Genomic DNA, 13,699 nt, shown 5'->3' with positions numbered 1-13,699 from the left:
GCTATATACATATCTATATAGCGATTGGTTCATTTCAATGAGCAATGAAGTGAGTATCCATGAAAATAAAAGCACCTGATGCTTTGCTGACTGCCGAAGTCAGCCGCCGAGGTTTGATGAAAACCTCGGCAATCGGCGGACTGGCGATCGCCAGTAGCGCATTCACGTTACCGTTTACCCGTATCGCCAATGCCGCCGACGCCATTGCGCCAGCCGCTGTTGCCGGGAAAATGGTCTGGAGCGCCTGTACGGTGAACTGCGGTAGCCGCTGCCCGCTGCGTATGCACGTGGTCGATGGCGAAATCAAATACGTTGAAACCGACAATACCGGCGACGATAACTACGATGGTCTGCATCAGGTGCGCGCGTGTCTTCGCGGCCGCTCTATGCGTCGCCGTGTTTATAATCCTGACCGCCTTAAATATCCGATGAAACGCGTCGGTAAACGTGGGGAAGGGAAGTTCGAGCGCATTAGCTGGGAAGAGGCGTATGACACTATCGCCAACAATATGCAGCGTTTGATCAAAGATTACGGCAACGAATCTATCTACCTCAATTATGGTACCGGCACGTTGGGTGGCACCATGACGCGTTCCTGGCCGCCAGGAAAAACGCTGATTGCCCGTCTGATGAACTGCTGCGGCGGTTACCTGAATCATTACGGTGATTACTCTTCCGCGCAAATTGCGGAAGGTCTGAACTACACCTACGGCGGCTGGGCCGACGGCAACAGCCCATCGGATATTGAAAATAGCCAGCTGGTTGTGCTGTTCGGCAACAACCCAGGTGAAACCCGCATGAGCGGCGGCGGCGTGACCTATTACCTTGAACAGGCGCGTGAAAAATCCAATGCACGTCTGATCATCATCGATCCGCGCTACACCGACACCGGTGCAGGCCGTGAAGATGAGTGGATCCCAATTCGCCCAGGTACCGACGGCGCGCTGGTGTCAGGTCTGGCATGGGTGATGATCACTGAAAATCTGGTCGATCAGCCGTTCCTCGACAAATACTGCGTCGGCTACGACGAGAAAACCCTGCCTGCCACTGCGCCTGCGAATGGACACTATAAAGCGTACATTCTTGGTGAGGGCAAAGACGGCACCGCTAAAACGCCACAGTGGGCTGCGTCCATCACTGGGATCCCGGCGGAACGTATTGTCCAGTTGGCACGTGAAATCGCGACCGCCAAGCCGGCATTTATCAGCCAGGGCTGGGGTCCGCAGCGTCATGCTAACGGCGAGATTGCCACCCGTGCTATCTCTATGCTGGCGATTCTGACCGGCAACGTCGGCATTAACGGCGGTAACTCCGGCGCGCGTGAAGGTTCATACGATCTGCCATTCGAACGTATGCCAACGCTGGATAATCCGGTAGAAACCAGCATTTCGATGTTTATGTGGACCGATGCGATTGAGCGCGGCCCGGAAATGACCGCTACCCGCGATGGCGTGCGCGGTAAAGATAAACTCGATGTGCCGATCAAGATGATCTGGAACTATGCGGGTAACTGCATTATCAACCAGCACTCCGATATCAACCGTACTCACGACATCCTGCAAGATGACAAGAAATGCGAACTGATTGTGGTGGTGGATTGCCACATGACCTCTTCGGCGAAATATGCCGATATCCTGCTGCCAGACTGCACCGCGTCTGAGCAGATGGACTTCGCGCTGGATGCGTCTTGCGGCAACATGTCCTACGTCATCTTTGCCGACCAGGTTATCAAACCGCGTTTCGAGTGCAAAACCATCTATGAGATGACCACTCAGCTGGCAAAACGCATGGGTGTTGAGCAGAAGTTCACTGAAGGCCGTAACCAGGAAGAGTGGATGCGCCATCTGTACGAACAGTCTCGCCAGGCGATCCCAGGGCTGCCGACGTTTGAAGAGTTCCGCAAGCAGGGCATGTTCAAGCAGCGCGATCCAGAAGGGCATCACGTGGCCTATAAGGCGTTCCGCGAGAACCCGGCTGCCAACCCGCTGACCACGCCGTCAGGCAAAATCGAAATTTACTCAGCGCAGCTGGCAGAGATTGCCGCCTCCTGGCAACTGACGGAAGGCGATGTTATCGATCCACTGCCAATCTACGCGGCAGGCTTCGAAAACTACGACGATCCGCTGGCCAAAGATTATCCGTTGCAGCTGACGGGCTTCCACTATAAAGCGCGTTGCCACTCTACTTACGGCAACGTAGATGTTCTGAAGGCTGCATGTCCTCAGGAAATGTGGATGAACCCGATGGACGCGAAGAAACGTGGGATTGCCAATGGCGACCGCGTGAAGATCTTTAACGGTCGCGGTGAGGTCCACATTGAAGCGAAGGTTACGCCGCGCATGATGCCAGGCGTTGTAGCGTTAGGTGAGGGGGCATGGTATGCGCCGGATGCAAAAGGCGTTGACCAGGCGGGCTGTATAAACGTCCTGACCACTCAGCGTCCGTCGCCGTTGGCGAAGGGCAACCCGTCGCACACTAACCTCGTTCAGGTCGTAAAAGCGTAAGGAGTAACCGATGACCACTCAGTATGGATTTTTTATTGATTCCAGTCGCTGCACCGGTTGCAAAACCTGCGAACTGGCCTGCAAAGACTACAAAGATTTGACGCCTGACGTCAGCTTCCGCCGCATTTATGAGTATGCCGGTGGCGACTGGCAGGAAGACAACGGCACATGGAATCAGAATGTGTTTGCCTACTACCTGTCAATCGCCTGTAACCACTGCGAAGATCCGGCCTGTACCAAGGTCTGCCCGAGCGGGGCGATGCATAAGCGTGAAGACGGCTTTGTTGTCGTGAATGAAGACGTGTGCATCGGCTGTCGCTACTGCCATATGGCTTGCCCATACGGCGCGCCGCAGTATAACGAAGCCAAAGGCCATATGACTAAATGCGACGGCTGTCATGAGCGCGTTGCGGATGGCAAAAAGCCTATCTGCGTAGAGTCCTGCCCGCTGCGTGCGCTGGACTTTGGTCCGATTGAAGAGCTGCGTAAAAAGCATGGTCATTTGGCGGCGGTTGCTCCGCTGCCGTCTGCGCACTTCACCAAACCAAGCATTGTTATCAAACCTAACGCCAACAGCCGTCCGACGGGTGACACCACCGGCTATCTGGCAAACCCGAAGGAGGTTTAAGATGGGAAGTGGATGGCATGAATGGCCGCTGATGATCTTCACGGTCCTCGGGCAATGCGTCGCCGGTGGCTTTATCGTTCTGGCATTGGCGCTGATGAAAGGCGAACTTTCGCGTGAACAGCAGCGTCTGGTCATACTGAGCATGTTCGGCCTGTGGGTGCTGATGGGGCTGGGCTTTATCGCCTCAATCCTGCACCTCGGGTCGCCGCTGCGCGCGTTTAACTCGCTGAACCGGATCGGTGCTTCTTCGCTGAGTAATGAAATTGCCAGCGGCTCCGTGTTCTTCGCAGTCGGTGGGATTGGCTGGCTTCTGGCGGTTATCAACAAGCTGCCGCAGGCACTGCGTACGGTGTGGCTGCTGTTGACCATGGTTCTGGGCGTCTTCTTCGTCTGGATGATGGTTCGTGTTTATAACACCATCGATACCGTGCCGACCTGGTACAGCATCTGGACGCCGTTGAGCTTCTTCCTGACGATGTTTATCGGTGGGCCGCTGCTAGGGTATCTATTGCTGCGTGTGGCTGGCGTCGACGGCTGGGCGATGCGCCTGCTGCCGGTGGTATCGATGCTGGCTCTGCTGGTCAGCGCCATTGTGGTAGTGATGCAAGGGAGTGAGCTGGCAACGATTCACAGCTCCATTCAGCAGGCTTCTGCGCTGGTGCCAGCGTACGGTTCTCTGATGGCCTGGCGTCTGGTGGTGCTCGTGTTGGCCCTGGTGTGCTGGATTGCGCCACAACTGAAAGGGCGTCAGCCAGCCGTTCCGCTGCTGAGCCTGGCGTTTGTACTGATGTTCGTGGGTGAGCTCATCGGCCGCGGCGTATTCTACGGTCTGCATATGACCGTCGGGATGGCTGTCGCCAGCTAAGCCGTTTATTGCGCCGGATTGCAACGGTCCGGCGCAACAAAAAATGCGCACCATCCATGAAATTTTTCAACTGAAAATAAGTCGTAATATTTCCAATTACCTAATAAAAACAATGGAATAATTTAAAAATAAATTCCATTGCCGCTCCGCTAGATAAAAAACTTCTATTGTTCCCCTGAAAACCGCGCCAGCTCTGGCCTGGAGGCAATTGACTTTGCCAACGGCGGTGGCATGATGCGCTCGAATTCTGAACTTCCTCACGGTTTTATATCCATGTCCACGTATTCCCGCCCAGTGCTTTTATTGCTCTGTGGCTTACTTTTGTTGACGCTGGCGATTGCGGTGCTGAATACGCTCGTCCCGCTGTGGCTCGCCCATGATCATTTGCCAACCTGGCAGGTGGGCATGGTGAGCTCGTCATATTTCACCGGTAACCTGGTGGGAACGTTGCTCTGTGGGCGATTGATCAAGCGCCTTGGCTTTAATCGCAGCTATTACCTCGCGTCACTCATTTTCGCCGTGGGCTGCATCGGTCTAGGGCTGACCATGGGCTTCTGGAGCTGGCTCAGCTGGCGTTTCCTCGCCGGGGTAGGCTGCGCGATGATTTGGGTGGTGGTCGAAAGCGCGCTGATGTGCAGCGGCACCTCACGTAATCGCGGGCGACTGCTGGCGGCCTATATGATGGTGTATTACGTGGGCACCGTGCTGGGGCAGTTGATGGTCAGCAAATTCCCGACAGACCTGATGAGCGTCCTGCCGTGGGTCACGGGCATGGTATTGGCTGCAATTCTGCCGCTGCTGTTTACCCGAATTGCGAATCAGACTCATGAAGAGGCGCCGACGCTGGTCTGGCCGATGCTAAAATTGCGGCACGCGCGTTTGGGCGTCAACGGCTGCATTATCTCAGGGATTGTTCTCGGTTCGCTGTATGGGTTGATGCCACTGTGGCTCAATCATCAGGGCGTCAGCGATTCAGGCATTGGCTTCTGGATGGCGGTCATGGTCAGCGCCGGGATCCTCGGTCAGTGGCCGGTGGGACGTCTGGCCGATCGCTACGGTCGTTTGCTGGTGCTGCGCGTGCAGGTGTTTGTGGTTATCCTCGGCTGCATGGCAATGCTGAGTGGTGCGGCGATGGCACCTACGCTGTTTATTCTGGGCGCAGCGGGCTTTACGTTGTATCCGGTGGCGATGGCCTGGGCCTGCGAGAAAGTTGAACATCATCAGCTGGTGGCGATGAACCAGGCGTTGTTGCTGAGCTACACTATCGGCAGCCTGCTAGGGCCGACGTTTACGTCGATGCTGATGCAGAACTACTCTGACAACCTGCTGTTTGTGATGATCGCCAGTGTGTCATTTATCTACCTGTTGATGCTGCTGCGCAAAGCCGGGCATCACCCAACGCCGGTGGCACACGCCTGATAATCAAAGCCTGTCGGACGACAGGCTTTTTTCTTTATCGACTCTCCGGTAAGGTGACTTCCTCATTGCGAAGAAGGACATCCGATGGAGTTGTTGCGTTTTACGCTTGCCCAGATTGAAGCCTTTGCCTGCGTGTGCGAGACCGGCACGCTGACGCAGGCGGCGAAAAAGTTGAAAAAGGATCGCACCACCGTCAGCGAACTGCTCGAATATCTGGAGGTAGATCTTGGCTACGCGTTGTTTGACCGCTCGACAAGACCGTTAACTCTGACGCCGCAGGGCCAGCTGCTTTATCGGCAGGCAAGGCTGTTTCTGCATGAAGCCGAAGCCTTCTCGCGCATTGCCCGAAATATTCCTGACACTCTCGAAACGCATCTGACCCTATGTTATGACCTCTTTACGCCACGCGCGCTGGTGCTGAAACTGGCTGAACGACTTCAGGCGCAGCATATTCAGCTGGATATGATCGCCTGTGAGCGGGGTCAGGCGGAACAATGGCTGGATGAGGGTAGCGTCGATCTTGGTCTTTTTCAGGCCGTGAACCGATCCGTAAACGACCATCTGCACTGGCGTGCGGTGGGGAGCGTTTCGCTTGCGGTGTATGCCCGTGAAGATTATTTCCCAAAACAGCCTGTGTCGTTGCTGCATTTGGCCTCGCAACCGCAGCTCATGCCGTTCCGTGACCTTCCTCCCTCACTTGCCGGGCGAATTCGTATCGCGGACAGGCTGATTCACGTCAATGAGATAACCTTGCTGGAAGGGCTGTTGCAACGGGGTTGTGGCTGGGCCTTTTTGCCGGAGCATTTTTGTGCTGAGCGGCTGGAAGGCGTGGCACGAATTGATACCGAAATGGGGACGACGGGTCTGACGCATCCGCTGGTGGCGCTCTGGAAACCGGGGGTGATCGGTGCGCCCATGCTGGCGCAACTGCTGACGGCGATGGAAGAGGGGATATAAAAACAGCCTCCGAAGAGGCTGTCTGAGTCAGTACATGACTTTGTGACCGTATTGCTCGAGGATGCCTTTCACGCGATCCATTGTTTCTTTCTTCGGTGGATGCACGCCGTCCAGCTTGTACTCTTCGCCCATCGCCACCCATTTGTGTTTGCCGAGTTCATGATAGGGCAGGAGCTCGATTTTCTCGACGTTGCCCATATCGCGGGTGAATTCGCCCAGGTGGTGTGCAGAATCGTCATCGTCAGACCAACCCGGAACAACCACGTAGCGGATCCAGACGTTAATATTTTTGTTCGCCAGGTAACGGCAGAATTCCAGCGTACGGTGGTTAGACACGCCGACTAAATTCTGGTGGATCTCGTCGTTCATCTGTTTGAGATCGAGCATGACCAGGTCAGTCACTTCCAGCAGTTCATCAATCACCGGATCGTAACGACGAACAAAACCGTTGGTGTCGAGGCAGGTATGAATACCTTCTTTACGGCAAGCGCGGAACCAGTCACGCACAAACTCAGCCTGTAAAATGGCTTCGCCGCCGGAGGCCGTTACGCCGCCGCCGGACGCATTCATAAAGTGGCGATAGGTCACCACTTCTTTCATAAGCTCTTCAACCGTAACTTCTTTGCCGCCGTGGGTATCCCAGGTATCGCGGTTATGGCAATACAGGCAGCGCATCAGGCAGCCCTGGAAGAAGGTGATAAAACGGATGCCTGGGCCATCGACGGTGCCACAGGATTCAAAGGAGTGAATGCGACCAATTACTGACATTGCGGTGTTATCTCCAGATACGGCCCATCCGGGGCCAGTGTATGCACAGCTCAAAGCCGGCTGTGTTAAGTCTGTTTTGACAGATACCCATAGTATAGATGGCTGGCAAAGCAGGCTGGGGCAGGAGAGTCATTGTTAAAAAAAGGCCCCACAGGTGTGGAGCCTTTATTGTACGCTTTTTACATCGCGTTTTCAGTCAAAACACATTACATGGTTTGAGTGAAGGTACGAGTGATAACGTCCTGCTGCTGTTCTTTAGTCAGGGAGTTAAAACGTACTGCATAACCAGAAACGCGGATGGTCAGCTGCGGATATTTTTCCGGATGTTCCATCGCATCGAGCAGCATTTCACGGTTCATAACGTTCACGTTCAGGTGCTGACCACCTTCGATGGACGCTTCGTGATGGAAGTAACCATCCATCAGGCCCGCCAGGTTGGTTTTACGAACTTCGTCGTCTTTACCCAGTGCGTTTGGAACGATAGAGAAGGTATAAGAAATACCATCTTTAGCGTAAGCAAACGGCAGTTTCGCAACGGAGGTCAGAGAGGCAACAGCACCTTTCTGGTCACGGCCGTGCATTGGGTTAGCACCTGGACCGAATGGTGCGCCAGCACGACGACCATCTGGGGTGTTACCGGTTTTCTTACCGTACACAACGTTAGAAGTGATGGTCAGAACGGACTGAGTTGGGATTGCATCACGGTAGGTAGTCAGTTTCTGAATTTTCTTCATGAAACGTTCAACCAGGTCAACAGCGAAGTCATCTACACGAGAGTCGTTGTTACCAAACTGCGGGTATTCGCCTTCGATTTCGAAGTCAACAGCCAGGCCATCTTCGTCACGAACAGGTTTAACTTTCGCGTATTTGATAGCAGACAGGGAGTCAGCGGCAACGGACAGACCTGCGATACCACATGCCATGGTGCGAACCACGTCACGGTCGTGCAGAGCCATCAGAGAAGCTTCGTAGCTGTACTTGTCGTGCATGTAATGGATAACGTTCAGAGCGGTGACATACTGCTTAGCCAGCCAATCCATGAAGTGATCCATACGTTCCATGACTTCGTCGAAGTCCAGAACATCGCCTTTGATTGGCTCAGATTTCGGGCCAACCTGGATTTTCAGTTTTTCGTCCACGCCGCCATTGATTGCGTACAGCATGGTTTTCGCGAGGTTTGCACGTGCACCGAAGAACTGCATTTGCTTACCAACAACCATTGGGCTTACGCAGCATGCAATCGCGTAATCATCGTTGTTGAAGTCAGGGCGCATCAGATCATCGTTCTCGTACTGCAGAGAAGAGGTATCGATGGAAACTTTAGCTGCGAATTTCTTGAAGTTCAGTGGCAGTTTTTCAGACCACAGAACGGTGATGTTCGGCTCCGGAGACGGCCCCATGGTGTACAGGGTGTTCAGGAAACGGAAGCTGGATTTGGTGACCAGAGTACGGCCATCAACGCCCATACCACCGATAGATTCAGTTGCCCAAATCGGGTCACCGGAGAACAGCTCATCATATTCTGGGGTACGCAGGAAGCGAACCATACGCAGTTTCATGACCAGGTGGTCAATCATTTCCTGAGCGTCTTGCTCAGTGATTTTGCCTGCTTTCAGGTCACGTTCGATGTAGGCATCCAGGAAGGTGGATACGCGACCGAAGGACATTGCTGCACCGTTCTGAGACTTAACAGCGGCCAGGTAGCCGAAGTAGGTCCACTGAACAGCTTCCTGAGCGTTGGTTGCTGGAGCAGAGATATCGCAGCCGTATTTCGCTGCCATTTCTTTGATCTGGCCCAGAGCACGGTACTGCTCGGAGATTTCTTCACGCAGACGGATAGTCGCTTCCAGGTTTACGCCGTTTTCCAGATCGGACTGCAGAGACACGAACTGAGCGTATTTGTCTTTCATCAGGAAGTCGATGCCGTACAGCGCAACGCGACGGTAGTCACCGATGATACGGCCACGGCCGTATGCGTCTGGCAGACCAGTCAGAACGCCAGATTTACGGCAGTTCAGAATGTCTTTGGTGTAGACGTCGAAAACACCCTGGTTATGGGTTTTGCGGAAGTCGGTGAAGATCTTCTTCAGCATCGGGTCCAGCTCGCGGTTATACGCTTTGCAGGAACCTTCAACCATTTTAATGCCGCCAAACGGGATAATCGCACGTTTCAGCGGAGCTTCAGTCTGCAGGCCAACGATTTTCTCAAGGGCCTTATTGATGTAGCCAGCGTCATGAGAAGTGATGGTAGACGCAACAGAGGTATCGAAATCAACTGGCGCGTGAGTGCGGTTTTCCAGTTTAACGCCTTCCATCACGTTATCCCACAGGGCGGTGGTCGCGTCAGTAGCGCCAGCCAGGAAGGACTCGTCACCTTCAAATGGGGTGTAGTTTTTCTGGATGAAGTCACGTACGTTGACTTCTGTCTGCCAGTCACCTTTGGCAAAACCTTCCCAGGCTGTAGCTAACTTTTCATTAAGTTCGGACATGTAACACCTACCTTCTTATGTGGATTTCTTATTTACTGCCTGAAACGACGATTAATGATTGTCGTTGCCACGCAGGTAAATGACCCAGTACGTCAACCCAACTAACAGACCGCCACCAATAATGTTACCGATAGTTACCGGAATCAGGTTATCAGTGATGAAGTTCATGACAGTCAGGTGAGAGAAATTGTCCGGAGACGAACCGATTGCGGTCCAGAATTCCGGGCTGGCGAAGTTGCGAACGACGATACCCATTGGGATCATGAACATGTTCGCGATACTGTGCTCGAAGCCGCTGGCAACAAACATGGCCACTGGCAGCACCATTATCATCGCTTTATCCATCAGGCTGCGGCCGGAGTAGCTCATCCACACCGCCAGACAGACCATCAGGTTTGCCAGGATACCCAGGCACACGGCCTCGATAAAAGTATGATGCATTTTGTGGTCGGCGGTTTGCAGGACGTTCAGTCCCCAACCTCCGTTGGCAGCCATATATTCGCCAGATAACCACATCAGCAGAACAAACAGCAAGGCACCAATCAGGTTACCAACATAGACGTTGAACCAGTTCTTCGCCAGTTGGCCCCAGGTGATTTTGCCGCTTGCTTTAGCCACCACGATAAGCACCGTGGAGGTGAAAAGGTCAGCGCCGCAAATAACACACAGGATAAGACCCAGTGAGAAGCAGATACCGCCAATCAGCTTGGCAATACCAAACGGCATTCCCGCAGTGCCTGTCGTGGACGTAATGTAGAAGACGAAGGCAATGGAGATGAACACACCCGCAGTAATCGCCAGGAAAAAGGTTTTAAGCGGTTGTTTCGTAGCTTTATAGACACCCGCTTCTTCGGCCACTTTGGCCATCTCAGCTGGGAGTAAAAGATCAAAAGGGTTGTCAGCTTTCACACTAACTCTCTCTTTATTAAGTCGGCGACGAGATACTAACAAAGCATTATAGAAGAGAAATTGATATAGATCATATCTCGCCTGGCTTATAGGCCCGCAAAACGCATGGTTTTTCAGCGTTCACGGCGTAACTTTTTGATTATCAAAATAAAAATAAATTTTAAAATTTGCAATTAGAGTTGAATTTTTTCAATGACCCCCTTTTAAGCAGTTAATTAAAATGGAGTAATATGCATTAAAATTAACATTGTTTGTAAGCTACTAATAATAGTATTTACTCATAATTAACTTAATTATTACAAATTAACGAAGGGGCCATGAAAAATAAAACGGGGCCCTTTCAGAGGCCCCGTAATATAGCGCAGGCGAATAATTTCGCCATAAGTAATTTGTGGTTTTACTGCGGATTAGCCCAGAATTTGGCTTTTGCGCGTTGCAGTTTTTCGTACGCTTTCAACAGTGACTGATGCGCCGGGAAGGCCGCCAGGTCGCTGTCTACAGGCTGCAGGCCGTAGAAGGCCTCTTCACCGCTCAGGGCCGCACTCGCCGCTTCAACTGCATCTGCACCGTACATACGTACGAACGCATTCAGATATTGCAGCGGCTGACGTTCTTCTTCCTGAGACAGCAACAACAACGTTTGCAGACAGCGGTAGTAGTTGGCACGTTCCGGGCTGAACACAGAAGCATTAAATTCCATGGTCCACTCAGTCCAGATAAGCGCTTGCTCCATATCGCCGCCAGCCAGCGCCAGCATAGCTTTCAGCTCACCGATGCGCAGGGTGTACCAGCCGTTATCTTTCCCGGTCGCCATACCCAGCAGCTCACGAACGCGGGTGAAGTCGTCCAGACCTTCATCATCCATCTGCTCAATCAGCGCCAGATAATCTTCTTTTTCCCACTCGCTGCTCGGCAGAGAAAGAATGGTCTCACGCAGCTGGCTGCCCATATTGTTATTTGCCAGCCACAGATCTTCGGCTGGATAAATATCAGACATGCCTGGCACGATAATACGGCAAGCGTAAACGCTCAGGTGCTCGTAATCCGCGATATACACTTCTTTATCTTCAGCCTGGAAAATCGCCATCAGCGTGGCAAATTCTTCATCTGTCGTGCCGGAGAAGTTCCAGTCAGCAAACGGATAATCTGCATCCTGTTTGAACATATCCCAGGAGATCAAACCACTGGAATCGATGAAGTGTGTTTCAAGGTTAGCGTGCTCACCCACTTCTTCATCATCGAAGGTTGGCGGGGTGAAGACGTCGAGATCTTTCAGACCGCGGCCTTGCAGCAGTTCGGTCACGGTACGCTCCAGCGCCACGCCGAAATCAGGGTGCGCGCCGAAGGAGGCGAAACAGGTGCCGTTTGCCGGGTTGAACAACACCACGCAGATAACCGGGTATTTGCCACCCAGCGAACCGTCGTACGCAAAGATAGGGAAGCCTTCAGCTTCCAGCTTAGCAATGGATTCCACCACGCTCGGATAGCGCGCCATCACGTCGGCCGGGATTTCCGGCAGGCTGATGCTTTCAGCGATGATGCGGTTTTTGATGTGACGCTCAAACACTTCGGACAGGCCCTGAACACGCGCTTCGTTGCGGGTGTTACCGGCGGACATGCCGTTAGAAACGTACAGGTTGCCGACGATGTTCATCGGAATGTAAATCGTCTCGCCATCGGACTGACGAGTGAACGGCAGGCCGCAAACGCCGCGATCGCCATTACCGGATTGCAGATCCACCAGCAGGCTGGCGGTCAGCTGATCGTCCGGATCGTAGAACGCGCGCAGACGCTCATCGAGAACGCCCTCTGGCACTTCGTCATCTTCCGGCAGCGGGAACCATTTTTCATTCGGATAATGCACGAATGGGCTATTGGCGATGGTCTCGCCCAGCCAGAAATCGGCGAAGAAGTAGTTGGTGGACAGACGCTCAAAATATTCGCCGAGTGCAGAAGCCAGGGCCGCTTTTTTTGTTGCCCCTTTACCGTTGGTGAAGCACAGCGCGCATTCTTTGTCGCGGATATGTACAGACCAGACGTTCGGCACCGGATTCAGCCAGGACGCTTCTTCAATGTTGAATCCGAGGTCCGTTAATTTTTGCTGGAAGCGGGCGATGGAGTCTTCCAGAGCGGCGTCTTTGCCGGGAATAAATGTTTGGGTCATGGCGATCACTTTTATCGTACGGAAAGCGCGCAATGATACGGGTTTTGCGTGTCAGGCGCTATCGTCCCGGCGCGGGCGGCGAAAATAAAAGGCTCGGCTACGCTTAGAAGCTATAACTCACTGTTCAGGCAACTAAAATGCAAGCGTTTGATCTGCACCGAATGGCATTCGATAAAGTCCCCGTGGAATTTCTCGGGGAAGTAGCCCTGCGTAGCCTTTATACCTTCGTGCTGGTATTCCTGTTTTTAAAAATTACCGGACGTCGTGGCGTGCGCCAAATGTCGCTCTTTGAAGTGCTCATCATCCTGACGTTAGGCTCTGCGGCGGGAGACGTGGCGTTCTATGACGACGTCCCGATGCTGCCGGTATTCATTGTCTTTGTAACCCTGGCCGTGCTCTACCGGCTTGTGATGTGGCTGATGGCGCACAGCGAGAAACTGGAAGATTTGTTCGAGGGTAAACCGGTGGTCGTGGTGGACGAAGGGGAACTTGCCTGGGAGAAGCTGCGAGCAGAAAACCTGACCGAGTTTGAATTTTTTATGGAACTGCGTCTGAACGGGATTGAACATCTGGGCCAGGTCAAGCGGGCGATAATGGAGACAAATGGCCAAATCAGCGTCTACTTTTTTAGCGACGATGAGGTAAAAGCTGGCTTGCCGATTTTGCCGGGGAAATGCGTGGAGCGTTTCAAAACGATGCCGGAAGAGAACGATTATGCCTGCACACGGTGCAGTGCAATATTCCATATGCATGCGGGCGATCATCAATTATGCCCTCGCTGCGCACATCCCGAATGGGCGAAGGCCAGCCGGGCAAAACGCATCACCTGACAGGCAAATTGTCGGCATTGTGACGTCAAGCTGGCATATTCTGTTGTGTGAGCTTGACCGCATTTTTCGGCTCGCGAGTATTAGCCATTGCGGCGTGTGTCACTGAATGGTAAAACCGATAGCCACAGGAATAACTTATGCCTACGGGCTGATAACGTGTATAGCG

10 protein-coding genes are annotated in these 13,699 nt (G+C 53.1%); 6 read left to right on the top strand and 4 right to left on the bottom strand.

Annotation, left to right across the window (positions count from 1 at the left end):
- The first annotated feature begins 59 nt into the window (after positions 1 to 59).
- The 5 genes from dmsA to A8O29_RS15040 all read left to right on the top strand — a co-directional run bounded on the left by dmsA (position 60) and on the right by A8O29_RS15040 (position 6,373).
- Positions 60 to 2,504 carry a dimethylsulfoxide reductase subunit A gene (gene dmsA / locus A8O29_RS15060; RefSeq protein ID WP_125353877.1) on the top strand — a complete coding sequence of 815 codons (2,445 nt, stop codon included), beginning with the start codon at positions 60 to 62 and terminating at the stop codon, positions 2,502 to 2,504.
- A gap of 10 nt (positions 2,505 to 2,514) precedes the next feature.
- The gene (locus tag A8O29_RS15055) at positions 2,515 to 3,132 is read left to right on the top strand and encodes a DMSO/selenate family reductase complex B subunit (protein WP_110509914.1); all 618 of its coding nucleotides are present in this window, start codon (positions 2,515 to 2,517) and stop codon (positions 3,130 to 3,132) included.
- A 1-nt stretch (position 3,133) separates the two neighbouring features.
- Positions 3,134 to 3,997, top strand: coding sequence for a dimethyl sulfoxide reductase anchor subunit family protein (locus A8O29_RS15050; protein ID WP_125353878.1), 864 nt, complete (start codon positions 3,134 to 3,136; stop codon positions 3,995 to 3,997).
- A gap of 273 nt (positions 3,998 to 4,270) precedes the next feature.
- Complete coding sequence (locus A8O29_RS15045) at positions 4,271 to 5,416, top strand: MFS transporter (RefSeq protein ID WP_125353879.1); 1,146 nt, start codon at positions 4,271 to 4,273, stop codon at positions 5,414 to 5,416.
- 84 nt (positions 5,417 to 5,500) lie between these two features.
- Complete coding sequence (locus tag A8O29_RS15040) at positions 5,501 to 6,373, top strand: LysR family transcriptional regulator (RefSeq protein WP_125353880.1); 873 nt, start codon at positions 5,501 to 5,503, stop codon at positions 6,371 to 6,373.
- 27 nt (positions 6,374 to 6,400) lie between these two features.
- On the opposite strand, the gene pflA is transcribed toward A8O29_RS15040, so the two are convergent.
- The 4 genes from pflA to ycaO all read right to left on the bottom strand — a co-directional run bounded on the left by pflA (position 6,401) and on the right by ycaO (position 12,703).
- A complete protein-coding gene (gene pflA / locus A8O29_RS15035) occupies positions 6,401 to 7,141 on the bottom strand; it encodes a pyruvate formate lyase 1-activating protein (RefSeq protein ID WP_125353881.1) in 741 nt (246 codons plus the stop codon).
- A 206-nt stretch (positions 7,142 to 7,347) separates the two neighbouring features.
- The gene (pflB, locus tag A8O29_RS15030) at positions 7,348 to 9,630 is read right to left on the bottom strand and encodes a formate C-acetyltransferase (RefSeq protein WP_125353882.1); all 2,283 of its coding nucleotides are present in this window, start codon (positions 9,628 to 9,630) and stop codon (positions 7,348 to 7,350) included.
- A 51-nt stretch (positions 9,631 to 9,681) separates the two neighbouring features.
- Positions 9,682 to 10,539: a formate transporter FocA gene (focA, locus tag A8O29_RS15025; protein ID WP_125353883.1), complete on the bottom strand. Its 858-nt coding sequence runs from the start codon at positions 10,537 to 10,539 to the stop codon at positions 9,682 to 9,684.
- A gap of 397 nt (positions 10,540 to 10,936) precedes the next feature.
- Positions 10,937 to 12,703: a 30S ribosomal protein S12 methylthiotransferase accessory factor YcaO gene (gene ycaO / locus A8O29_RS15020; protein ID WP_174081354.1), complete on the bottom strand. Its 1,767-nt coding sequence runs from the start codon at positions 12,701 to 12,703 to the stop codon at positions 10,937 to 10,939.
- 137 nt (positions 12,704 to 12,840) lie between these two features.
- On the opposite strand from ycaO, the gene A8O29_RS15015 reads away from it, so the two are divergent.
- Entirely contained in the window at positions 12,841 to 13,533 is a 693-nt protein-coding gene (locus A8O29_RS15015; RefSeq protein ID WP_125353884.1) for a YetF domain-containing protein, read from the top strand.
- Positions 13,534 to 13,699: the final 166 nt, after the last annotated feature.

The organism is Scandinavium goeteborgense, from assembly GCF_003935895.2.
GTDB lineage: Bacteria > Pseudomonadota > Gammaproteobacteria > Enterobacterales > Enterobacteriaceae > Scandinavium > Scandinavium goeteborgense.
This window is presented reverse-complemented; position numbering and strand designations above follow the sequence as displayed.